Raw genomic sequence first — 21,345 nt, forward strand, 5'->3', positions numbered from 1 at the left:
GGTCGCCGCAGCCGATCCGCGCGCCGCCGACGTGTAGGTGGCTGAGCTCTCAGTAGGTCTTGCTCCAGAGGTTGACGGCGTAGTCGACCTCGACGCCTCGGTGTGAGGCGATGATGCGCTCGGCGTCGGCGGGCTTGAACTCGATCCGGATCACCGCTTCGAGATCCTCGCGCCGCTCGAACCGCCAGCCCATGTCGAGCTCGGTCCGCAGCCAGCCGCGCGCGGTCCAGAACCGCTCCACCTCGGCCGCCTTGATCTTCGGGTAGCACTCGCTGAACCACCGCCCGAAGGTCGACCGGCTGCCGTCGTTGTCGATCACGAAGGCCGTTCCGCCGCGCCGCATCACCCGGTCCAGCTCGGCCAGCCCCGGCTCGCAGCCCGGGCCGAAGAAGTACGCCCAGCGCGCGTGCATCACGTCCACCGACGCGCCCCCGACCGGCAGTTTCTGCGCGGTCCCCTGCCGGACCTCGACGTTCGCCAGATCCTTGGTCCGCCGCCGCGCCGCATCCGCCAGGTCGCCGTGCGGCTCGACCCCGATCACCCGCGCAGCGGTCGCCGCGAACATCGGCAGATGGAACCCGGTACCGCAGCCCAGGTCGAGCACCGTCGCCCCGGCCCAGTCCCGCACCTGCCGCATCGCCGGCTCGAGCACGCCGTCCGGATCGACCGCCCGGTTCTCCACCTCGTAGACGCCGGGGTGATGCCAGATGTTGGGACTCGGAATCCCACCCTCCGCGATGCTCGCCATACTCACGACCTTAATTGCCTCCCGCAACTCAAAAGGACGGCGGTCCGGGAAACGTATATAGATTGAGCAGGCGGTCCCGAGCAGCAATGCTAGGCCGCCTGATTCGCTGATCCGGAGGTTCGAGTGCGACGCCGTGACTACGAGGGACCCGACGATCTCCGGTTGATGCAGGACCTGGTGCAGCGGACCTGGAGTCCACGATCGCGTTTGCACGTCGGTGACGTGGCGTGGGAGCGCAGCGTGAATGTCGGCCGGCGCGGGCACACCTGGCGTACTGCGCTGTGGGAGGACGAAGGCCAGGTGGTTGCCTGGGGCTGGGCGGAGTTGCCCGACCACCTCCTGCTCGTCGTCGACCCGGTCCGGCCCGAGGTCGCCGCCGAGGTCATCGCCTGGTATCGGGCACTAGCCCCCGAGGGAGCCTGCAGCGTCCTCGAGGAGGAGACCCACCTCATCTCCGCGTTGGAGACTGCCGGGTTCCACCCCGACGACGAGGCCCCGTTCTTCACGCACCACGACCTGTCGTTGAGCGATCTCCGTACTCCGGTGGTGCCCGACGGGTTCACCCTCCGGCACGTGCGACCGGATGAGGTGGAGAAGCGGGGGGCGGGTCATCGAGCCGCTTGGTCCGACTGGGGTCCGTCGAAGGTGACCGACGAGGACTTCGCCGCGGTGATGAGCACCTGGCCCTACCGACCCGAACTCGACTGGATCGTCGAGGCCCCGAACGGCGAGTTCGCGGCCAGCGCGCTGATCTGGCTCGACGAGGTGCATGGTGTCGGTCTGGTGGAGCCGGTCGGCTGCGCCCCGGAGTACAGGCGTCGGGGGTTGGGGCAGGCGGTCAACCTTGCCGCGCTGCACGCCCTGCGCGACGCCGGCGGCACCGACGCCAGGGTCTGCCCGCGCGGCGACGACGGCTATCCCTCGGCGCGGGCGCTCTACCAGTCCATCGGTTTCAAGCCGGGCGCGAGGACCAGGCTCTACGTTGCCTGAGGCAATAGCTTCGCCGGGGTCGCCACGGCCAGCACCGCGACCGGGATGAGCAACATGCCGCAGAGCACGGCGAGCCAGTGGAAGCCGAGGTGGGCGAGAACCGGGCCGGCGGCGATGCCCGCGATGGAGGCGAAGACGCCCATGGTCAGGTCCGACAGCCCTTGTGCCGAGGTGCGGATGTCCTCCGGCACCGACCGGGACAGCAAGGTGGACCCCGCCACGAGGCAGGCGGACCAGCCGAGGCCGAGGAGGACCAGCGCGAGCCCGGTGAGGCTGTGCGCCTCGTCCGGCGCCAACGCTGCACACGTCATCGCCACGGCCAGGATGGCCAGGCCGACGCCGATGGTGGGGATACGGCCGATCCGGTCGGCCAGCCAGCCCATCACCGGGGACAGGGCGTACATGCCGGCCACGTGAGCGCTGATGACGAACCCCACGATCGTCAGCGAGGCGCCGTGGTGCCGCAGGTGCACCGAGGTCATCGACATCACGCCGACCATCACGGAGTGCGCGGCGGCGATCGAGAGCAACCCCAAGCGGGCTTGGGGAATCACCATCACCCGGCGGAAGGTCGTTGCCAGCGGCTGCCGCTCCACCTTGGTCCGCACGGTCGCTTGCTGCAGCCGGCGCAGCCCCATCCACACGACCGCCAGCGCGAGAGAGAAGGCCACCACCGAGAAGATGTACGGCCCGGCGAGTGCCATCACGCCGACCGACGTACCGACCGAGCCGCCGACGCCGGTGAGGTTGGGCCCGACCACGACACCGATGGTGGTCGCCCAGACCACCAGTGAGAGGGACCTGGCCACGTGCTTGGGGTCAGCCGCATCCGTCGCGGCGTACCGGGCCTGCAGGTTGGAGGCGGAGCCGCTGCCGAACAGGCAGCCGGCGAGCAGCAGCAGGGCGAGTGAGTCGATCTGCGCCGCGACGATGCTGAGCAGCGCGCCGGCGACCGCGATCAGATAGCCGATCGTGAGCGACACCCGGCGTCCCTGCGATCGGGCGAGGCGCGCGAGCGGTACTGCGAGGATCGCCGCCCCGAGCGTGGTCGAGGTGGCGACGAGCCCGGCCATCGACGTCGACCCCGAGATGTTCTCCGCGAGCAGTCCGGCGACGGCGAACCCGCTCGCCACGGCCACTCCGCCGAGCACGTTGCTGACCACGAGCACGCGCAACGTCCCGCGCTGCAGGTCGGCAGCGGTCGTCGGTACTGCGTCGGCGGGGCGGGCGGAGTCGGCGGTCACCCGCTCACCTTCTCATCGGAACGCCGTCCCGGCAGCAGGATTAGCGCGGCGCAGAACTGCTCGGCAGTGCTCCTGCGGATGACTTGTGCGCAGTTCGGAGCGTGGACCTGACCTGTGCCCGCGGTGGTCTGCGCGGGTAGGGTCGCACCGACGTGCCAGCATCGACCCTGACTGGAGTCCGGATGTCCGAACCGATCGCGATCGTCCCAGCCCCCCGCGAGCTCGTCACCGAAGACGGCCAGTGGATCACCTCGGATCCGGCCGCCGACGCCGTCCGGACCGTGGTGGAGAACCTCGGCGAGACCGAGTACCGGATCGACGTGACGCCTCAGGGCGCGCGCCTGTCCGCCGGTTCGGAGGACGCGCTCCGGCACGCCGAGCAGACCTACCGGCAGTTGCTGGACTCCGCCGTACCGGCCGAGGACGGGGCGGTCGCCGTACCGGCGGTGCGGATCGCGGACGCGCCGGCCTTCGCGTGGCGCGGGATGATGCTCGACGTCGCGCGGCACTTCATGCCGAAGGACTTCGTCCTCCGGATCATCGACGCGATCGCCCTGCACCGGATGAACGTGCTGCACCTGCACCTCACCGACGACCAGGGCTGGCGGGTGCAGATCGACGCGTACCCGAAGCTCACCGAGGTCGGCGCCTGGCGGCCGGAGACCATGGTCGGCAAGATGTCGCACGGTCAGACCGAGTTCAGCTACGACGGGACGCGGCACGGCGGCTTCTACACCAAGGACGACCTGCGCGAGATCGTCGCGTACGCCGCCGAGCGCGGGATCACCGTCGTCCCCGAGATCGACCTGCCGGGCCACATGCAGGCGGCGATCGCGGCGTACCCGGAGCTCGGCAACAACCCGGACACCCAGCTCGGTGTACGGCAGATCTGGGGCATCAGCGACGACGTGCTGAACGTCAACGACGAGACGGTCGAGTTCGTCCGGACGGTACTGCGCGAGGTGCTGGAGATCTTCCCCGGCCCGTACATCCACCTCGGCGGCGACGAGTGCCCGGACGTGCAGTGGCGTACTGCGGAGGCGGCGCAGGCGCGGCAGGCAGAGCTCGGGCTGACCGACGCCGGGCAGCTCCAGGGCTGGTTCACCGCGCAGGTCGCGGCGGTGCTCACCGAGGACGGCCGGCGGCTGGTCGGCTGGGACGAGATGGTCGAGACGGACTGCCCGAAGGACGCCGTGATCATGGCCTGGCGTGGCCCCGACCGCGGTGAGGTGGCGGCCAAGGCCGGCCACGACGTGGTGATGGCGCCGAACCAGTCGGTGTACTTCGACTACTACCAGGGCGACCCGGAGACCGAGCCACTGGCGATCGGCCACTTCACCCCGCTGGAGAAGGTGTACGACTTCGAGGTGATCCCGCCCGGCCTGACCGCCGAGGAGCAGGCCCGCATCGTCGGCACCCAGTGCCAGGTCTGGACGGAGTACATGGAAGGCCCCGACCAGGTCGGCTACATGCTCCTGCCCCGCCTCAGCGCCTTCGCCGAACGCGCCTGGGGCTCCCCGAAGACGTCGTACGACGACTTCCTCACCCGGCTGCGCCCGCACCTGAGCCGGATCGAGTCCCTCGGCCTGAACTACCGCCCGCTGGACTGACGACCACGCAACGGCGGGGGTGCCTCCAGAGAGGAGGTACCCCCGCCGTTTGCTGTCCCGGCAGTTAAGTCATAGCTTGCAGAGGGCAGCTGGAGAGCGGGAGGGCTGATGAGCGCGGTGGGGCCGCTGGATGCGATGTTCTTGCTGGGGGAGACGCGCGAGCAGCCGATGCACGTCGGCGGGCTGATGTTGTTCGAGCTGCCGGCCGGCGCTCGCGACCAGGTGTTCCCGGACGGGACGCGGGACTACATGTCGCGGCTCTACGAGGACATCGTCGAGGACCAGACGGTCAACCCGGTCTTCACCCGGCGGGTCCGGAACCGGCCGCTCGACCTCGGCTACTGGTCGTGGCGGCAGGATCAGCAGATCGACCTCGAGTACCACGCCCGGCTGTCCGGGCTGGCCCGGCCCGCGCGGTACCGGGAGTTGTTCGAGCTCACCAGCAGGTTGCACGGCATGCTGCTCGACCGGCGGCGGCCGTTGTGGGAGATGCAGCTGATCGAAGGGGTGCAGGGCCGCCGGTTCGCGGTCTACACCAAGGTCCACCATTCGATGATGGACGGCGTCACCGCGCTCCGCTGGATGCAGCAGATGCTCAGCCCGGATCCGGCCCGGACCGGTATGCCGGCGCCGTACGCGTTGCCCGAGCAGGAGACCGCGGCGACCGGGCTCACCCCGGCGAATGCGCCCGCCGGATTCTCCCCGGTCGGTCTGGTCGCGGCGGCCGGACGGACGGTGGGTGGTGCCGGGCAAGTGCTGGCGGATCTCGTCGGGTTGTCGCCGGTCGGTGTGCGGGGTGCTCTGCGGGCGCTGCAGCACGAACACTCGTCGGTGGCGTTCCAGGCTCCGCAGACGATCTTCAACCAGCCGATCACCGGGGCCCGGCGGTTCGCCGCGCAGTCCTGGCCGATGGAGCGACTCGAGAAGGTCCGCGCGATCACCGGCGCCACTCTCAACGACGTGATGCTGGCGATGTGTTCAGGTGCCCTGCGCAACTACCTGCTGGAGCTGAACGCCCTGCCGGACAAGGGGCTGACGGCGATGGTGCCGGTGTCGCTGCGCGGTTCCGACAAGGAGGCGCCGGGCGGTGGCAACTCCCTCGCGACGCTGATCGCGGATCTCGCCACCGACGAGCGGGACCCCGAGCGCCGGATCGGCCGCATCATGGACTCGACCACCTACGGCAAAGGCGTGCTGTCCGAGCTGACACCCCTGCAGAACTTGATGATCGGAGCACTCGGCCTCGGCTCGGCGGGACCCGCCGCAGTGATCCCGGGACTGGCCGGCCGCACCACCCCGCCGTACAACGTGGTGATCTCCAACATCCCCGGGCCGATCGAGAGCCCGCTGTACTGGAACCGCTCGCGTCTGCTCGGGATGTACCCGGCGTCGATCGTCCTGAACGGCCAGGCCCTCAACATCAGCGTGACCAGCTACGACCACCAACTGCACTTCGGCCTCACCGGCTGCCGCGCCACCGTGCCCCACCTGCAACGCCTCCTCGCCCACCTGGAGACGTCGCTCGCCGAGCTAGAGACTCTCTAGTACGGCAGCGGGAGTAGGAGCAGGCGCGGTCGATCAGCCATGCAGGCATTCCTACCAACGGCGACCGGCAGTCACTCGTTGTGGAGGACTTCGGCGATGGTGGCTCTGGCGGCGGAGCGCGCTGGAAGGAAGGCGCCTAGGGCGGCGATGGCGATGCCGGCCAGGACCAGGAGGGCGAGTAGGCCCAAAGGATAGACGTCGAGCATGAAGTCGGGGATCTCGACCTGGGCGCCGTTCGCCATCGCGGGGACGACCAGGCGGTGGGCGATGATGCCGATCGGGATGCCGAGCAGGCCGCCGACGGCTCCGAGGGCGGCCATGGACGTCACCACCATGATCGTGACCTGGGCGGGTGTCATGCCGATTGACTTGAGCATGCCCAGGTCGCGGCGGCGTTCGCGGGTGTTCAGGACGACGGTGTTGAAGACACCGAGCGCGGCCACGGTCCCGAGCATCAGAGTGAGCAGGATGACGGTGGCCAGGACGATCGCGATGAACGGGCCCGCATCCTGGCCCGGCACCTCCTCCAGGCCGGAGTCGCCGGCCTGGACGGCTTTGACAAACGCATCGATGTCGGTGCCCGGCTTGAGCTGGATCTCGTACGTGGTCGCCTCGGTGCCAGGCGCGACGAGCGCGAGCGTCTCCCAGTTCGACAACACCTCTTCGCCCGAGTTGTACAGCACCTTGGCAACGATCCGCACCTGCGTGTTCTTGCCGCCGGACTGCAGCGCGATCGTGTCGCCGACCGCGACGCCCCGTTGCCGCAGGAACCGTTCGGACACGGCCACCTGCCCTGGTCCGTCGGGCCAGCGGCCCTCCAGCACCCGATAGCCGAGCTGGTTCGAGTCTCCGCGATAGAAGGTGACCCGCAGGTCCTGCTTCGTCCCGGCCAACCGCATCGGGAGATCATGGCTAGCCGTCACATAGAGAGCACCCGCCGACGACCGCAGCAGTGCCTCATCTGCGGAGTCACTCAACTTTGCGACGGGTCCTGCCGGCGAAACACCCTCCGGAACCAGCGGCGAACCGTTCTCCGCCCTCCCACCGAACATCGTCAGGTCGACGGCGCCGGCCCGGCTCGCGGCGGTCTGGTAGGTGGTCAACGACTTCCCGAGGCCTACTGCCAACGTCACACTCGTCACGCCAAGGACGACGGCTGCCAGTGTCAGGGCGGTGCGCGCCGGACGGGCGAACGGCAGCCCGAGGCCAAGGCTCACCGACCGCGGCAGCCGCGTGCCGCTGAGCCAACGCTGAGCGCGCAGACCACGACCGGCCCGGGGTGCGCTGCCCGCACTGATCGCCTCGGCGGCCGACAGACTGCGGGCTCGCAGCGAAGGCACGAGCGCGGACAGCGCGACCAGCAGCGGTACGCCGACCAGCGCCGCCACGTCCACCCAGACGGGTACGCCGACGCCCTCGGCGCCATAGTTCTCGAAAGCCCTTGTCAGTAAGGACTCCGCGAGAACGTTGCCGAGGACAACTCCGAGCGCACAACCGACGATCGCCGGAATGGAGATCATCGCGAGATAGACCGCCATCACCTGCGTGGGCGTGAATCCCAGGGCCTTGAGTACGCCGATATGCCGGAACCCGGCCACCACCGCACCACTCACCACATTGGCGACGATGAGTACGGCGACCGCCAGCCCGAGCCAACCGAACACCAGTAGGAACGGCACGAACGTGTTCGGTTCGCCGGTGGCAACCGCCCTCAGAACCAGGTACGACTGCGTGCCGAGCAGCGCGCCCGACGGCAATCCGGCCGTCACCGCGGACTCGCCTGCCGCGACCTGCGCGTTGGTCGCCGACTGAGTGAAGCGGTAGAGCATCTGACTGGCGGTCGGCTTCAACGCGGTCATCTGCTCAGGCGTCACCCACGCGTCGGCCGACTCGCTCACGCTGTACGCGAATCCGACGACGGTCAGCGTGGGACCACCAGGCACGGTGAGCTGGTTCCCCACCGCCGGCGCGCCGCGTCCGCGACTGGAGGTGACCGGGTTCCGGTTGAGCACGATCTCGCCCGGCTTGTCCGGCCAGCGGCCTTCCCACACGTTGAGGCGGTCGACCGGCCCGCCGGCGTCCCCGCGGCCTACCACAACAAGTGACAGCGGAGGTCCGCCAACGTTCAGGTCAAGGGTGGCGATACCGAACGGGCCTGCCGAGGCCTCAGCGGTTCGTGCAGTTGCGGTGAGCTGGTTGTCCGAGACCTTGGTCCGGTCGTACGACGCCACGAGGTGTGCACCGCTTTGCCGCGAGTACGCCTGGTCGAAAGGACCTGTCGAGGCTGCCAGGAGGCCGAGTGCCACCACGATCATCGTGGTGGACAGTGCGACGACGACACCGATCACGAGCGTCTGGAGCCTGCGGCGTCGTACCGCTGCTCGCGACACCGTCCAGACGGCGCTCACGCCGTACGCTCCAGGCTGCGCTCGCGGGCGACCTGTCCGTCGACGACCTCGATCAGGCGGCTGGCGCACCGAGTCGCGAGCTGCTGGTCGTGCGTCACCAGCAGCAGCGTTTGGCCGATCTGGTTGAGGTCGAGCAGCAGATCCATCACCTGCTCGCCGGCACGCGTGTCCAACGCGCCGGTCGGCTCGTCGGCCAGCAGCACCGCCGGGCGGTTCATCAGCGCCCTGGCGACCGCGACACGTTGCCGCTCGCCACCGCTCAGCTGGGCCGGGTACGTGTTCTGGCGGCTCGCGATGCCGAGCTCTTCGAAGAGTTCGAGCGCGCGCTTCCGGGCGTGCGATGCCGAGGTGCCGGTCAGCTGCGCGGCCAGTGCGACATTGTCGAGCGCCGACAGATCGTCGAGCAGATTGAAGAACTGAAAGATCATGCCGATCCGGCGACGGCGGTAGAGCGCCAGGCCCTTCTCGTTGAGCGTGCCCAGGTCCTCGCCGTGCACCACGACGGACCCAGAGGTCGGCCGGTCCAGTCCCGCGACCATGCTGAGCAGTGTGGACTTGCCGCTGCCGGACGGCCCCATCACTGCCACCGCCTCGCCGGCGTGGATCTCCAGCGACACCCCGTCCAACGCGACGGATTCGCCGTACTCCTTGCGCACCCCGCTGAGCTGAACGACTGCCTGTCCGTTGCCTTCGTCATCCGTCATGCGTTCAAGCTAGGCGCAGCCGCGCTCGCCGGACGTCAGTCTGCGGACGTAACGTTCCCGCCCTGTCATCCTGGAGATGTACGGCGTGCCACCTGCGGAGGATGCGGAAACCGGGGCTCCTTGGGACAGTGGTCCATGTGTTCACGATCTGGCTGCCGATCGCGGTGGTGGCCCTGCTCGCCGCCGTGCTGCTGGCGGTCGCACTCGTCCGGGCCAGGCGGGCTCACGCCAGAGCGTTCGAGGAACGCGGCTGGCTGCTGGAACGGGAACGGGAGAGCGCCGCGCGGAACGCGGTCGACGCCGAGCGGGCCAGGATCGCCCAGGACCTGCACGACATCGTCAGCCACAACGTGAGCGTCATGGTGATCCAGGCCGGCGCGGCCCGGCATGTACTCGCGACGGATCCGGCCGATGCCGAGGCGGCGCTGCTCGCGGTCGAGGCGGCCGGACGCGACACGATGACCGAGCTACGGCACCTGCTCGGGTTGCTCGCCCCGTCGTCCGACGGCCAGGACGACGAACAGTTGTCGCCGCAGCCCAGTCTGCGCCGGTTGAGCCCGCTGATCGACCGGATTGCGTTCGCCGGCCTGCCGGTCGAGGTCCGCATCTCGGGCGAGCCGCGACCGCTTCCCGCGGGGGTCGACGTCACGGCGTACCGGATCATCCAGGAGGCGCTGACCAATGCGCTGAAGCACGGCGACGGCGTGAAGGCGGAGGTGACGGTGCGATACGCCGACCACGCGCTGCGCGTCGAGGTGCTGAACACCGGGCCGAGTGTCCTGTCCGGCGGGCATCCGGCTCAGGCCAGGAACGACTCCGAGGGCCGAGGACTGCTCGGGTTGAGACAGCGGGTGGCGGTGTACGGCGGCGACCTCGACGCCAGGCGCAGAATCGGCGGCGGGTTCCGGGTCCGGGCCAAGATCCCGCTGGAACGCCCATGACGGAACCGCGGGTCGTGATCGCGGACGACCAGGCGCTGGTGCGGATCGGGTTCCGGATGATCCTGACCGCGCGGGGCATCGAGGTGGTCGGTGAAGCCGCCGATGGCGCTGAGGCGGTCGAGGCGGTACGCCGGCTGCGACCGGACGTCGTACTGATGGACATCCGGATGCCGACCATGGACGGCCTGGAAGCCACCCGGCGCATCCTCGCCGAGGCGCCGGACTGCCGCGTCCTGATGCTCACCACCTTCGACCTGGATCGCTATGTGTACGCCGCTCTGGCCGCGGGGGCCAGCGGGTTCCTGCTGAAGGACGTCACACCCGAACACCTCGCCAACGCGGTCCGCCTGGTCAACACCGGTGACGCGCTGCTCGCTCCCTCCATCACCCGCCGCCTGGTCGAACGGTTCGCGGTGTCGGAGCACGTGCCGTCGCAACCCGCGATCCACCGCGACCTCGCCGCACTGACGCCGCGGGAACTCGAAGTCCTCACCCTGATGGGCCACGGCCTGTCCAACGCGGAGCTCGCCAGGGAGCTGACTCTCAGCGAGGCGACGGTGAAGACCCACGTTGCCCGGATCTTCGCCAAACTGTCACTCCGTGACCGAGCCCAAGCTGTCGTCCTCGCCTACGAAACCGGCCTGGTCACGCCGGAACGAAGCTGATCGACCAGATCGCCTTACATATAACGCGAATCAGCCAAGATCACGACCTACGGCTGTCGTACTAGGTACCGCGGCACGATCTCGGTTTCGTGGAATCCGCCCGAGCCGTCCGGGTCGACCTTCCAGGCACGGGCGTCGGGGAGGACGGAGACCGCTTCGTGCAGAGCGCCGTCGACGTAGTGCAGCCCGACGCCGCCCTCTGTCGCGTAGCCGCCGGGAAGAGCGCCCGAGGCAACCAACTGCCGGTACGCCGTACGCCGTGGCTGGTCGCCGAGATCGTCGTGCACGCCGTTGCTCCACGGCAGCCAGCCGAGACCGTTGCTGAAGGCATCCAGGGAGTCGCGGTACGAGTCGGTCGGGCCGCCGACGTGCCAGCAGAGGCTGCCCGCGCTCTGGCCGGCCATCACCACGCCGTTCTGCCAGCACTCGTGCAGGATCTCGGGCAGTCCGTGCGCGCGCCAGACCGCCATCAGGTTGACCACACTGCCGCCGCCGACCCAGACGACGTCCTGTGCCAGTAGGTGTTTGCGGACGTCCGGCACGTTCGGTGAGGTGAACAACGTCAGCACGCTCGGCTCGACCGACGGGTCGTTGCCGAAGGCATCCTCGAACCACTCGACCACCAGCGGGTTGTCGCCCTCGGCGGTCGGGATGAAGCAGAACCTCGCCGGGCCGGACGCGCCGGCCAGCGACACGGCGTACGAGATCAGGTCGCGGGTCCGGGAGCGGTCGCCGGTCAGGATCCCGGAGACCGCGAGGATCTGCGACGAGGTCACAACCGGACGATGCCCTGCGGGGTCTGGAAGACGGCGGCGACCAGGCCGGGCTGGCCGTTCGGTCCGACCCAGGCGACGTCCAGGTCGTCGAGCAGGTGGTCGGCCGGGTGGCCGATCCAGTCGGTCACCCGGGTCGGGTCACCGGCGATCTCCAGCCCGGTCAGCTTGACGCCCTTGCCGCCGTTCGACGGGTGCTGGGTCAGGTCGTCCCAGTGGATGAAGAAGGGCAGTTGCGGGTCCGCGATCAGGCCCTTGACGCCGATCTGCCGCCAGGTGAGGTTGACTCCGTCCGGTCGGTGCCGGTTGCCCGGGACGGCGTCGCGACCGAGGCGCTTCTCCATCCGCTCCATGTCGCGGACCGCGACCACCCAGCCGAGCCAGCCGCCGCCGAGTTGCTTGCGGGCGCGGACCGCCTGGCCGAACGGCGCCTTGTCCGAGGACGGGTGGTCCAGCACGTCGACGACCTCGATGTAGCGGTCGTTCTCGAGTGGCAGGACGTGGTTCACCGTGCCGAAGCGCGGGTGCACCCCGCCGTCGACGAACTCGGCCCCGAGCACCGCGGACAGCCGGTCGACGGTCGCCTGATACCCGTCCGGCCCAGCGGCATATGACAAGTGATCCAAGCGCATGCGAAACATTGTGTCGGCTCCCGGCCAACCCCGCCGATCCGGGGTGTCGAAGAAAGGCAACCCTTACCTCGAACAACACCCTGGAAGCCGGCGCCCCGGAGGTCGTTCTCCGTCTGACCGAGGGTGTTATTTGGAGGCGGGGTGGGGGAGTAGCGGTTTGGGGGCGGCCAGGTGTTGGCGGCAGAAGTCGGCCAGGACGTCGTAGGCCTTCTCGCCCATCAGAGTCTGGAGTTCGACCTTGCTCGACTCGAAGACCGCCTCGACCGCGATGTGCGCCTCGGTGTTCCCGGTGCAGTACCAGTCCAGGTCGTGACCGCCCGGGCCCCAGCCGCGCCGGTCGTACTCACCGATGCCGACCTCCGTGTACGACGTGCCGTCCGGCCGCTCGACCTCGCGGAAGGTCCGGCGGATCGGGAGCTGCCAGCACACGTCCGGCTTGGTCTCGACGAAGTGCACGCCCTGCTTCAGCGCCAGCCCGTGCAGCGCGCAGCCACCGCCGCCGGCGAAGTCCGGCCGGTTCAGGAAGATGCAGGCGCCATCGAAGACGCGGGTCTTGCGGTCGCCCTCGTCGTCGGTCTCGACCCAGCCGTGCTTCTTGCCTTCCTTGCGGTGCTGCCAGTCGTCGTTGGTCAGTTGCTTGACGTACTTCTTCACCCGGGCCTCGTCGTCGGCGTCGGAGAAGTGCGCGCCGAGGGTGCAGCAGCCGTCGTTCGGGCGGCCCTTGTAGATGCCCTTGCAGCCACCGCCGAAGATGCACGTCCAGTTGGACGTCAGCCAGGTCAGGTCGCAGCGGAACACCTGGTCGGCGTCGGCGGGGTCGACGAACTCGACATAGGCGCGGGGGAAATCAAGTGAGACCTCAGGCACCGGGAAAGCGTACGTCGTCCGTGGCGATACGCGGTCATCCCCGCCAGTACCGCGTGGGGTTTCCGAGGGGCTGCCGATCCGCCCGGCGGGATCAAATCTCCGGGAAGACCACCGCGGGCGGGCAAGGTGAACTCCAGGAGTCCAGTAGCGTGGAGGGTATGCGGCTAGGCGTACTCGACGTGGGATCCAACACCGTCCACCTCCTCGTGGTGGACGCACACCGTGGTGCCGCCCCGCTGCCGGCGTACTCCCACAAGACCGAGCTGAGGCTCGCCGAGCACCTCGAGCTGGACGGCACGATCGCCAAGTCCGGCGCCGACGGGCTGGTCTCCTTCGTCAAGGAGGCGGCCGAGCTGGCCGAGGACAAGGGCTGCCAGACGGTGCACTCCTTCGCCACCTCCGCGCTGCGTGAGGCCCCGAACGGCGAGAAGGTGCTGGACCGCGTCAGCAAGGAGACCGGGATCGACCTCGACGTGCTCACCGGGGAGGACGAGGCCCGCCTGACGTTCCTGGCCGTCCGCCGTTGGTTCGGCTGGTCGTCCGGGCGGCTGGCCGTGTTCGACATAGGAGGTGGGTCGCTGGAGATCGCGGCCGGGTCGGACGAGGAACCGACGGTCGCCGTGTCCGCCCCGCTCGGCGCGGGCCGGCTCACCCGGGAGTCGCTGACCCAGGACCCGCCGGACAAGGACGAGGTCCGGGCCCTGCGCCGCCGGATCCGGATCGAGATGGCGGCGGTGGCGGGCGGCGTACTGCGGGCCGGCAAGCCGCAGCGGTCCGTCGCCACCAGCAAGACGTTCCGGTCGCTCGCCCGGATCTGTGGGGCGGCTCCGTCCGAGGACGGGCCGTACGTGCCGCGGGCGCTGAACCGCGACGACCTGACCGACAAGTTGCCGAAGCTGATCAAGATGACGGCGGCCGAGCGGGCCGAGCTGCCCGGTGTCTCCGCGGGCCGCTCCTCCCAGCTCGTCGCCGGCGCGCTGGTGGCCGACGCCGTGATGGACCTGTTCGACCTGACCTCGCTCGAGGTCTGCCCGTGGGCTTTGCGCGAAGGCGTGATCCTGTCCCGCCTTGACCAGTTGCAACCCCGATGACACCGGTCGCACCCTTGTGACCCGGTCGCCATCCCGATGACGAAGTGCGAAGGCACCAGCAGATGAGCCCCCGCGACACCGCAAAGATCGGCCTCTCCAACGCTTCGGTCTACCCCGAGTCCACCGCCAGTTGTTTCGAGCTGGCGGCCCGGCTGGGGTACGACGGCGTCGAGGTGATGGTGGGGATCGACCCGCTGAGCACCCAGATCGACGCCGTGCAGCGGCTCGTCGACTACCACCAGTTGCCGGTGCTGGCGATCCACGCGCCGTGTCTGCTGATCACCCAGCGGGTCTGGGGCACCGACCCGTGGGGCAAGCTCGAGCGCAGCGCCGAGGCGGCCAGGGATCTCGGCGCCGACGTGGTCGTGGTGCACCCGCCGTTCCGCTGGCAGCGTGACTACGCGCGCGGCTTCGTCGAGGGGATCGCGCGGCTGGAGGCGGAGACCGGGGTCATCTTCGCGGTGGAGAACATGTACCCGTGGCGCGCGCCGGGCAAGGGCCTGCAGGCGTACGCGCCAAGCTGGGATCCGACCGAGCAGAGCTACGCGCACACCACGCTCGATCTGTCGCACGCGTCGACCGCGGAGCAGGACTGCGTCGACCTCGCCGCGACGATGGGGTCCACCCTCAAGCACGTGCACCTGACCGACGGCACGGGCTCGGCCAAGGACGAGCACCTGGTCCCGGGTCGCGGTACTCAGCGCGCCGGCGACCTGCTGCAGGGCCTGGCGAACAACGACTTCCGCGGCCACATCATCATCGAGATCAACACCCGCCGCGCGACCAGCCGGTCCGAGCGCGAGGTGGATCTGATCGAGTCGCTGGACTTCACCCGCAAGCACTTCGTCCGGACCACTGATGCCGTCTCGTCCCGGCGGTCGGCCTTCGCCGTGACCAGCGACGGCGAGGTGTCGGAGCTCAACTCGTGACGAGCCGCCGCACCCCGGACCGCAGTACGGCCGGTACTCCGGACCGCGCTGCGGCCCGTACGCCGGGACGCCGCCCGGGGGGCCCTGACACCCGTGGCGAGATCCTCGCCGCGGCCCGGGAATCCTTTGCCGGCAAGGGGTTCGCGGCGACCTCGCTCCGGGCGGTCGCCCGGGAGGCCGGCGTCGACGCGGCGCTGATCCACCACTACTTCGGTGGCAAGGACGAGTTGTTCATCGAGTCGATGTCGCTGCCGATCGACCCGCGCCAGGTGGCCGCGACCATTCTCGACGGCCCGCGCGACGAGCTCGGCCGCCGCATCGTCACCGTCTTCCTCGGCGTCTGGGAATCCCCCGACGGCCAGCAACGGATGAAGGCGATCCTGCGCAGCGTGGTCAGCAGCGACGAGGTCGCCCGGATGATGCGCGAAGGCATCACCCAGATGATCATCCACCCCGTCTCCCAGGTCCTGCGCGTCCCTGACGCCGAGCTCCGCGTCTCCCTGGTCGCCAGCCAACTGCTCGGCATGGCCCTGACCCGCTACCTCGTCGAGCTGGACCCCATCGCCACCGCCGACGTCCCCACCCTGATCGACCGCATGGCCCCCGCGATCCAGCACTACCTCACCGCCTGATCCCAGCGGACTCCTGATCGACCCGAGGTATTGCCAGAGGGATCGCCGCGCGCTAAATTCATCACATGATGAAAAACGCGGCGGCAGTGGTGTGCCGGGACGTCGTGGTGGTGCGGGGGGAGCGGGAGGTCCTGCACGGGGTCGGGTTCGATCTCCGGACCGGGTCGGTGACGGGGCTGCTGGGGCCGTCGGGGTGTGGCAAGACGACGTTGATCCGGGCGATCGTGGGCCTGCAGGCCAAGGTCACCGGGCAGGTCGAGGTGCTCGGGCTGCCGGCCGGCGCCCCCAAGCTCCGCGGCCGGATCGGCTACGTCACGCAGGAGCCGAGCGTGTACGGCGACCTCACCGTGACCGAGAACCTGCGCTTCTTCGCCGCGGTGCTGGGGGTCGGCTCGGACGACGTCGGCCGGGTGATCGACGCAGTCGACCTGCGCAGCCACGCGGACGTCCGGGTGGACCAGCTGTCGGGCGGCCAACAGTCCCGGGCGTCGCTCGCGGCCGCGCTGCTCGGCAACCCCGAGCTGCTCGTCCTCGACGAACCCACGGTCGGCCTGGATCCGGTACTGAGGCGCGACCTGTGGAAGCTGTTCCACCGGCTGGCAGACGACGGCGCCACCCTGCTCGTGTCCAGCCATGTGATGGACGAGGCGAGCAGGTGCGACCGGCTGCTGCTGATGCGCGACGGCGATCTGCTCGCCGACGAGACCCCGGCGGCGCTGCTGGAGTCGGCCGGCACCGCCGACCTCGAACAGGCCTTCCTCGTTCTGATCGACCAGAAGGCAGGTGCCCGATGACCCCGCGAGTGACCTTCGCCGTGGCGACGCGGGTGCTGGCGCAGCTGCGCCGGGATCACCGCACCGTGGCCATGCTGATCGTGCTCCCGGCGGTGCTGGTGAGCCTGATGTGGTGGATGTTCCAGGACTCGCCGACCACCTTCGACCGGATCGGCGGACCGCTGCTGGCGGTGTTCCCCGCGATCATCATGTTCATCGTCACCTCGGTGGCAACATTGCGCGAGCGCTCCAGCGGCACCCTCTCCCGGCTGTTCACGATGCCCATGGCCAAGCTGGACTTCCTGCTCGGCTACGCGTTGGCCTTCGCGCTGATCGCCGTGGTCCAGGCGGTCGTGGTGGTCTCGATCTCGCTCTACGCGCTCGACCTCGACATCCAGGGCGCCGCCTGGCAGCTCGGTGTGGTGGCAGTCCTCGACGGCGTTCTCGGTACCGCGCTGGGACTGTTCGCGAGCGCCTTCGCCACGACCGAGTTCCAGGCCGTCCAGATGATGCCGGCGGTGATGATCCCGCAGATCCTGCTCTGCGGACTCCTCGTGCCGCGCGACGACCTCCCCGACGTGCTGCGTGCGATCAGCGACGTGCTGCCGCTCTCGTACGCCGTCGACGCGGTCGCCGGAGTTGCCCAGGGCAACGGTTTCGGCAGTGGCGCCGGCGCCGATGCCCTGGTCGTCCTCGCGTTCATCCTGGCGGCGCTGGCCCTCGGCGCAGCCACCCTCAAACGACGTACTGCTTGATCACTCGCCCAACCGTTCGGCGGGCGTCACGACAAGTGGCGGACGTGTTCCCAGGCGGGGTCGGGGGAGGCCTTGAGGTGGACCGGGCCGTCGGGCCAACCGCTGATCGCGGCCTGGAGCTGGGCCGCGGCCGGGGTGGTGCCGTCGACGTAGTAGTGCAGGATCCGAGAACCGGCGGCCGTCTCGTGCGCGAGCAGCCGGCCTGAATCTCCGAGCCGGTCGCTCAGGTGGTCCTCGAAGTCGCGCAGGTGGCTGAGTGCGTCGTCCTGGGGAAGACCGTCCTCGCGAGCGTCGAGGTACGGCACCAGGACCGCCACGTGGGTGTCCAGATGCGGCATCTGGATCGAGCGCAGCGGCACCATCGCGGTCGCGACCAGCCGGTCGCCGGCCTCCGTGGTTCCTTCCATCAGCCGCCAGCTCGGCCCGCCGTCGTCCGCGACGTGCGCGGCCGCGAACGACGCCACCGCGGGCAGCAGTTCCGCGATCGGTACCGCGTCGGCCGGCTGCTCCACCGCGGTGTCGATCGCGCCGACCCAGGTCTCGACCAGTTCCTCGCCGAGAACGAGATCCAGCAGCAGGAAGGTGACGCGCTTCTGCAGGTCCTCCGGGAGTTCACGGAAGGTCGGGTGGTGCACCGCCACGTGCAGGGCGGCCTCGCGGGTGTCCGGCTCGATCGACACCAGGGCGGCGTCGATCTGGACCGGCGGCATCCCCTCGAACCTGATGGTGACGTCCGGCGCCGGGCGGCGCATGTCGGCGTACTCCCAGAGTTCGTCGGAGACCGGGGCGGCGCGCAGCCAGCGGCGCGCGATCGCCCGGGTGCCGGGGTCGCCGGCGGCGGTGACGACCAGGACGTGCCGGGCGTGCAGCCCCGCGCCGAGCTCCCAGTCGAGGTTCGGGTGGATCCGGGAGACGTGCCGGGACAGCAGGTCAGCGGTCGAGCCGGGGTCCTTGCGGGCGATCGCGGCGGCGATCTCGGCCGCGCCGGAGGCGGTCCACCAGGTCCAGAACGCGGCGATCGGATCACCGCCGGCGGCGGCCCGGCGGCGCTGGAGCCCCGGCCGCTTGAACAAGGGCCGCTTGAACAAAGGCATGGCGCATCTTCTCCCGGCCGAGGGTGCAGCCGATCCGGCGGCGCGGCGTCCGGCTGTCTCCCTTGCACAGTACGTGACCACACCACTGGACCAAGTGGTGTGGTGCTGGCCACACTGTGCCCAGTGATGTGCCCAGTGATTAGGGAGCGTGACGTTCAGCCGCGTAACCTGCTGACACCCCTGAAACAACGCGGCATATGGGGCCGGGTGGGCCGGGGTAACGAGGAGGAACGCGAAAGTGCTTCGGCGAGTCCTGCTGGGCGTGTCCCGCAGCCCCCAGATCAAGAAAGCCGTCTCGGCGATGCCCGTCTCCAGCGGCATCGTCGCGCGGTTCGTCGCCGGCGAGACCGCTCCGGAGGCCGTGCTGGCCACCGAGAAGCTGGTCAGCACGGGCCTGAACGTCACCCTCGACCATCTCGGTGAGGACGTCACCGATCTCGCCGCGGCGACCGCGACCGCCGACGCGTACCTCGAGCTGCTGAAGCAGCTGTCCGAGGCCGGCCTGACCGCGCACGCCGAGGTCTCGGTCAAGCTGTCGGCGGTCGGTCAGGCGCTGCCCGGCGACGGCGAGAAGATCGCCCTGGAGAACGCCCGGACGATCTGCCTCGCGGCCCGCAACGCCGGCACCACGGTCACCCTGGACATGGAGGACCACACCACCACGGACTCCACCCTGAGCATCCTGCGCGAGCTCCGTCAGGACTTCCCGGAGACGGGCGCTGTGCTGCAGGCCTACCTGCGCCGTACCGAGGGCGACTGCCGCGACCTGGCGCACGCCGGCTCGCGGGTGCGGCTGTGCAAGGGCGCCTACAAGGAGCCCGAGTCCGTGGCGTACCAGGACAAGCGGGCCGTGGACAAGGCCTATGTCCGGGCGATGAAGATCCTGTTGAACGGCGACGGCTACCCGATGATCGCCTCGCACGATCCGCGGCTGATCGCGATCGCCGGCTCCCTGGCCGACCGCGCCCGCCGCGAGCGCGGCAGCTACGAGTACCAGATGCTCTACGGCATCCGCCCCGAGGAGCAGCTCCGCCTGTCCCGCGAGGGCCAGACCGTCCGCGTCTACATCCCGTACGGCGAGGACTGGTACGGGTACCTCGTCCGGCGCTTGGCCGAGCGCCCCGCCAACCTCCACTTCTTCGCCCGTTCCCTGATCAGCAAGAAGTAGGTCTGACCGCGCCTCCGGTGACTTTCGGTGACGGTGCACTCCCGCCAAGTGACGTGCGTGCCAAGGCGACGCGCCCCGGGTTCGCGGATGCCCTTCTGCTGCTTATGCTGCGGTGCGTTGGACAACCGCGGGAGGGGCGGCTGGAGTGAGGCAATTCAACGCGCCGCCGGGTTGGCCGGAGCCGCCGAACGCTCGCTGGCGCCCGCCAAAGCGCTGGCGTCCGAAGGACAACTGGCCGCCGGCGCCGGCGGGATGGTCGTTCTGGACGAACGAGCACGGGCACCCGGTGCGCGGCCCGTTCGGACGGTACGGGGGGCCCAGTCCGCTCCGGTACGGCGCGGTCGTCGCAGTGCTGCTCGTGCTGATCGGTCTGGTGCTGTTCAACCCGTTCGGCCGGGGCGACTCCGGGCAGGCCTACGGTCCGCCGCCGGCGACCCCGGAAACGCTCTCTCCGTCCACGACGGAGCCGACGCCGACGCCGATTTCGACGTCGACACCGACCCGGACACCCGAGCCGTCCGAGACGCCGACGCATGCCCAGACCTTGGTCCGGACGACCGACACGTCGCCCACCCCGGCATCTGAGGTCTCGCCGACGAGCTCGCAGAGCAGTACGGAGCCGACGACGACGCCGGCACCGGTGTCGCCGGCCGTCACGTACGCGAGCTGTGCGGAGGTCCGTGCGGCAGGCAAGGCGCCCTTGCACCGAGGCGATCCGGGCTATTCGCGGGAGCTCGACCGCAACGGCGACGGCGTGGCCTGCGACCGCGGCAACTCCTGAACTGCGGGTGAACCGGCACCGGCCGGGCCCATGGGGGTGGGTCCGGTCGGACCGGCCGGTCGTCGGCACGCTCGACCCTGCTGGTTCGCGTTGCCGGTGTCGCCGATCTCGACCAATCTCGACCAGGCCCAGGGGCGACGCCGCTAACCTGTGGCCATGACTAGTCAGGTGGCCATCCTCGGGGCCGGTGTGATGGGCGAGACGTTGCTGTCCGGGCTGTTGCGGGCGGGACGCCGACCGGAGGAGCTGCTGATCACCGAGCGGCGGCCCGAGCGCGCGACCGAGCTGCGCGAGCGGTACGGCGTGGACGTTGTGACGAACGTGGAAGCGGCGGCGAAGGCGGACACGCTCGTCCTGGTGGTCAAGCCGCAGGACATGCCCGAGCTGCTCGCGGAGATCGCCCCGGCGGTCCAGCCCTCGCAGACTGTCGTCTCCCTGGCCGCTGGTATCACCACTGGTTTCATCGAGTCCCGGCTGCCCGCGGGCGTGGCGGTCGTCCGGGTGATGCCGAACACGCCGGCCCTGGTGGACGAGGGCATGGCCGCGATCTCCCGCGGTGCGCACTGCGACGAGAGCCACCTGGTCCTGGCCGAAGGGCTGCTGGCCGCGACCGGCCGGGTGATCCGGGTGCCGGAGAAGCAGCAGGACGCGGTGACCGCGATCTCCGGGTCGGGTCCGGCTTACATCTTCTTCGTGGTCGAGTCGATGATCGAGGCCGGCGTGCACATGGGCCTGCCGCGCTCCACCGCCACCGAGCTCGTCGTCCAGACCGTGGTCGGCTCGGCGAAGCTCCTCCGCGAGACCGGCGAGCACCCCACCGTTCTGCGCGAACGCGTCACCTCCCCGGGCGGCACCACCGCGGCCGCGGTACGCGAGCTCGAGGACCACAAGGTCCGCGCGGCTTTCCTCTCCGCCATCGAAGCCGCCCGCAACAGATCCCGTGACCTCGCTGCCGAATGAGTGTCGCTATCCTGGGGCGCCGCGGTCTATCGGCC

The 21,345-nt window shown here is 69.8% G+C and carries 22 protein-coding genes; 13 read left to right on the top strand and 9 right to left on the bottom strand.

Translation table 11 applies throughout. The features are described 5' to 3' along the window. Nucleotides 1-49: 49 nt before the first annotated feature. Nucleotides 50-748, bottom strand: a complete 699-nt coding sequence (locus tag EV648_RS02160) for a class I SAM-dependent methyltransferase (RefSeq protein WP_132284462.1) — start codon at nucleotides 746-748, stop codon at nucleotides 50-52. 123 nt (nucleotides 749-871) lie between these two features. Between EV648_RS02160 and EV648_RS02165 the strand changes: the two genes are divergently transcribed. After that, nucleotides 872-1,738: a GNAT family N-acetyltransferase gene (locus EV648_RS02165; protein WP_199234389.1), complete on the top strand. Its 867-nt coding sequence runs from the start codon at nucleotides 872-874 to the stop codon at nucleotides 1,736-1,738. Here the strand turns inward: EV648_RS02165 and EV648_RS02170 are convergent. Beyond that, a complete protein-coding gene (locus tag EV648_RS02170) occupies nucleotides 1,726-2,982 on the bottom strand; it encodes an MFS transporter (protein WP_132284464.1) in 1,257 nt (418 codons plus the stop codon). The genes EV648_RS02165 and EV648_RS02170 overlap by 13 nt on opposite strands. A 182-nt stretch (nucleotides 2,983-3,164) precedes the next feature. Here EV648_RS02170 and EV648_RS02175 point away from each other — a divergent pair, with 182 nt between their 5' ends. Both EV648_RS02175 and EV648_RS02180 read left to right on the top strand, forming a co-directional pair. Then, entirely contained in the window at nucleotides 3,165-4,592 is a 1,428-nt protein-coding gene (locus EV648_RS02175) for a beta-N-acetylhexosaminidase (RefSeq protein ID WP_132284465.1), read from the top strand. A gap of 108 nt (nucleotides 4,593-4,700) precedes the next feature. Beyond that, nucleotides 4,701-6,137 carry a wax ester/triacylglycerol synthase family O-acyltransferase gene (locus tag EV648_RS02180; RefSeq protein WP_132284466.1) on the top strand — a complete coding sequence of 479 codons (1,437 nt, stop codon included), beginning with the start codon at nucleotides 4,701-4,703 and terminating at the stop codon, nucleotides 6,135-6,137. Nucleotides 6,138-6,208: 71 nt separating this feature from the next. Here the strand turns inward: EV648_RS02180 and EV648_RS02185 are convergent, their stop codons facing one another. After that, the gene (locus EV648_RS02185) at nucleotides 6,209-8,545 is read right to left on the bottom strand and encodes an FtsX-like permease family protein (protein WP_132284467.1); all 2,337 of its coding nucleotides are present in this window, start codon (nucleotides 8,543-8,545) and stop codon (nucleotides 6,209-6,211) included. Continuing rightward, nucleotides 8,542-9,249, bottom strand: coding sequence for an ABC transporter ATP-binding protein (locus tag EV648_RS02190; protein ID WP_132284468.1), 708 nt, complete (start codon nucleotides 9,247-9,249; stop codon nucleotides 8,542-8,544). Before EV648_RS02190 ends, EV648_RS02185 begins: the two co-directional genes overlap by 4 nt. A gap of 137 nt (nucleotides 9,250-9,386) precedes the next feature. Here EV648_RS02190 and EV648_RS02195 point away from each other — a divergent pair, with 137 nt between their 5' ends. Both EV648_RS02195 and EV648_RS02200 read left to right on the top strand, forming a co-directional pair. Continuing rightward, on the top strand, nucleotides 9,387-10,190 hold the full coding sequence (locus tag EV648_RS02195) for a sensor histidine kinase (protein WP_241994821.1): 804 nt from the start codon (nucleotides 9,387-9,389) through the stop codon (nucleotides 10,188-10,190). Next, nucleotides 10,187-10,855: a response regulator transcription factor gene (locus EV648_RS02200; RefSeq protein ID WP_132284470.1), complete on the top strand. Its 669-nt coding sequence runs from the start codon at nucleotides 10,187-10,189 to the stop codon at nucleotides 10,853-10,855. Before EV648_RS02195 ends, EV648_RS02200 begins: the two co-directional genes overlap by 4 nt. A gap of 47 nt (nucleotides 10,856-10,902) precedes the next feature. Here EV648_RS02200 and EV648_RS02205 read toward each other — a convergent pair whose 3' ends face one another. The 3 genes from EV648_RS02205 to EV648_RS02215 all read right to left on the bottom strand — a co-directional run bounded on the left by EV648_RS02205 (nucleotide 10,903) and on the right by EV648_RS02215 (nucleotide 13,127). Further along, entirely contained in the window at nucleotides 10,903-11,631 is a 729-nt protein-coding gene (locus tag EV648_RS02205) for a Type 1 glutamine amidotransferase-like domain-containing protein (RefSeq protein WP_158293880.1), read from the bottom strand. Beyond that, on the bottom strand, nucleotides 11,628-12,260 hold the full coding sequence (locus EV648_RS02210) for a VOC family protein (protein WP_132284472.1): 633 nt from the start codon (nucleotides 12,258-12,260) through the stop codon (nucleotides 11,628-11,630). The genes EV648_RS02205 and EV648_RS02210 overlap by 4 nt, the downstream gene beginning before the upstream one ends. 126 nt (nucleotides 12,261-12,386) lie before the next feature. Continuing rightward, entirely contained in the window at nucleotides 12,387-13,127 is a 741-nt protein-coding gene (locus EV648_RS02215; protein ID WP_132284473.1) for a hypothetical protein, read from the bottom strand. A 158-nt stretch (nucleotides 13,128-13,285) separates the two neighbouring features. On the opposite strand from EV648_RS02215, the gene EV648_RS02220 reads away from it, so the two are divergent. From EV648_RS02220 to EV648_RS02240, 5 genes are all read left to right on the top strand, one after another. Beyond that, on the top strand, nucleotides 13,286-14,218 hold the full coding sequence (locus EV648_RS02220; RefSeq protein WP_132284474.1) for a Ppx/GppA phosphatase family protein: 933 nt from the start codon (nucleotides 13,286-13,288) through the stop codon (nucleotides 14,216-14,218). 62 nt (nucleotides 14,219-14,280) lie between these two features. After that, the gene (locus EV648_RS02225) at nucleotides 14,281-15,147 is read left to right on the top strand and encodes a sugar phosphate isomerase/epimerase (protein ID WP_132284475.1); all 867 of its coding nucleotides are present in this window, start codon (nucleotides 14,281-14,283) and stop codon (nucleotides 15,145-15,147) included. Continuing rightward, nucleotides 15,144-15,779, top strand: a complete 636-nt coding sequence (locus EV648_RS02230; RefSeq protein ID WP_132284477.1) for a TetR family transcriptional regulator — start codon at nucleotides 15,144-15,146, stop codon at nucleotides 15,777-15,779. The genes EV648_RS02225 and EV648_RS02230 overlap by 4 nt, the downstream gene beginning before the upstream one ends. 65 nt (nucleotides 15,780-15,844) lie before the next feature. Further along, nucleotides 15,845-16,573, top strand: a complete 729-nt coding sequence (locus EV648_RS02235; RefSeq protein WP_132284479.1) for an ABC transporter ATP-binding protein — start codon at nucleotides 15,845-15,847, stop codon at nucleotides 16,571-16,573. After that, nucleotides 16,570-17,307 (top strand): ABC transporter permease, encoded by a 738-nt coding sequence (locus EV648_RS02240; protein ID WP_132284481.1) that lies wholly within the window; start codon nucleotides 16,570-16,572, stop codon nucleotides 17,305-17,307. The genes EV648_RS02235 and EV648_RS02240 overlap by 4 nt, the downstream gene beginning before the upstream one ends. Nucleotides 17,308-17,333: 26 nt before the next feature. Here the strand turns inward: EV648_RS02240 and EV648_RS02245 are convergent, their stop codons facing one another. Beyond that, nucleotides 17,334-18,401, bottom strand: coding sequence for a DUF695 domain-containing protein (locus tag EV648_RS02245; RefSeq protein ID WP_132284483.1), 1,068 nt, complete (start codon nucleotides 18,399-18,401; stop codon nucleotides 17,334-17,336). A gap of 238 nt (nucleotides 18,402-18,639) precedes the next feature. On the opposite strand from EV648_RS02245, the gene EV648_RS02250 reads away from it, so the two are divergent. Then, nucleotides 18,640-19,569, top strand: a complete 930-nt coding sequence (locus tag EV648_RS02250; protein ID WP_132284485.1) for a proline dehydrogenase family protein — start codon at nucleotides 18,640-18,642, stop codon at nucleotides 19,567-19,569. Between the two features lie 414 nt (nucleotides 19,570-19,983). Here EV648_RS02250 and EV648_RS43740 read toward each other — a convergent pair whose 3' ends face one another. Further along, a complete protein-coding gene (locus EV648_RS43740; protein WP_241994872.1) occupies nucleotides 19,984-20,262 on the bottom strand; it encodes a hypothetical protein in 279 nt (92 codons plus the stop codon). On the opposite strand from EV648_RS43740, the gene EV648_RS43745 reads away from it, so the two are divergent. Both EV648_RS43745 and proC read left to right on the top strand, forming a co-directional pair. Beyond that, nucleotides 20,210-20,350 carry an excalibur calcium-binding domain-containing protein gene (locus tag EV648_RS43745; protein ID WP_241994861.1) on the top strand — a complete coding sequence of 47 codons (141 nt, stop codon included), beginning with the start codon at nucleotides 20,210-20,212 and terminating at the stop codon, nucleotides 20,348-20,350. The genes EV648_RS43740 and EV648_RS43745 overlap by 53 nt on opposite strands. Before the next feature lie 156 nt (nucleotides 20,351-20,506). Next, the gene (proC, locus tag EV648_RS02260) at nucleotides 20,507-21,310 is read left to right on the top strand and encodes a pyrroline-5-carboxylate reductase (RefSeq protein ID WP_132284487.1); all 804 of its coding nucleotides are present in this window, start codon (nucleotides 20,507-20,509) and stop codon (nucleotides 21,308-21,310) included. Nucleotides 21,311-21,345: the final 35 nt, after the last annotated feature.

The sequence above is a fragment of the Kribbella sp. VKM Ac-2568 genome (assembly GCF_004345365.1).
Classification (GTDB): Bacteria; Actinomycetota; Actinomycetes; order Propionibacteriales; family Kribbellaceae; genus Kribbella; species Kribbella orskensis.

What these genes read in the sequence shown, in the direction of transcription:
- EV648_RS02245 (WP_132284483.1), bottom strand. Translation starts at nt 18,401, where the DNA reads ATGCCTTTGTTCAAGCGGCCCTTGTTCAAGCGGCCGGGGCTCCAGCGC.
- EV648_RS02160 (WP_132284462.1), bottom strand. Translation starts at nt 748, where the DNA reads ATGGCGAGCATCGCGGAGGGTGGGATTCCGAGTCCCAACATCTGGCAT.
- EV648_RS02190 (WP_132284468.1), bottom strand. Translation starts at nt 9,249, where the DNA reads ATGACGGATGACGAAGGCAACGGACAGGCAGTCGTTCAGCTCAGCGGG.
- EV648_RS02225 (WP_132284475.1), top strand. Translation starts at nt 14,281, where the DNA reads ATGAGCCCCCGCGACACCGCAAAGATCGGCCTCTCCAACGCTTCGGTC.
- EV648_RS02235 (WP_132284479.1), top strand. Translation starts at nt 15,845, where the DNA reads ATGATGAAAAACGCGGCGGCAGTGGTGTGCCGGGACGTCGTGGTGGTG.
- proC (WP_132284487.1), top strand. Translation starts at nt 20,507, where the DNA reads ATGACTAGTCAGGTGGCCATCCTCGGGGCCGGTGTGATGGGCGAGACG.
- EV648_RS02240 (WP_132284481.1), top strand. Translation starts at nt 16,570, where the DNA reads ATGACCCCGCGAGTGACCTTCGCCGTGGCGACGCGGGTGCTGGCGCAG.
- EV648_RS02180 (WP_132284466.1), top strand. Translation starts at nt 4,701, where the DNA reads ATGAGCGCGGTGGGGCCGCTGGATGCGATGTTCTTGCTGGGGGAGACG.
- EV648_RS02220 (WP_132284474.1), top strand. Translation starts at nt 13,286, where the DNA reads ATGCGGCTAGGCGTACTCGACGTGGGATCCAACACCGTCCACCTCCTC.
- EV648_RS02175 (WP_132284465.1), top strand. Translation starts at nt 3,165, where the DNA reads ATGTCCGAACCGATCGCGATCGTCCCAGCCCCCCGCGAGCTCGTCACC.
- EV648_RS02210 (WP_132284472.1), bottom strand. Translation starts at nt 12,260, where the DNA reads ATGCGCTTGGATCACTTGTCATATGCCGCTGGGCCGGACGGGTATCAG.
- EV648_RS02200 (WP_132284470.1), top strand. Translation starts at nt 10,187, where the DNA reads ATGACGGAACCGCGGGTCGTGATCGCGGACGACCAGGCGCTGGTGCGG.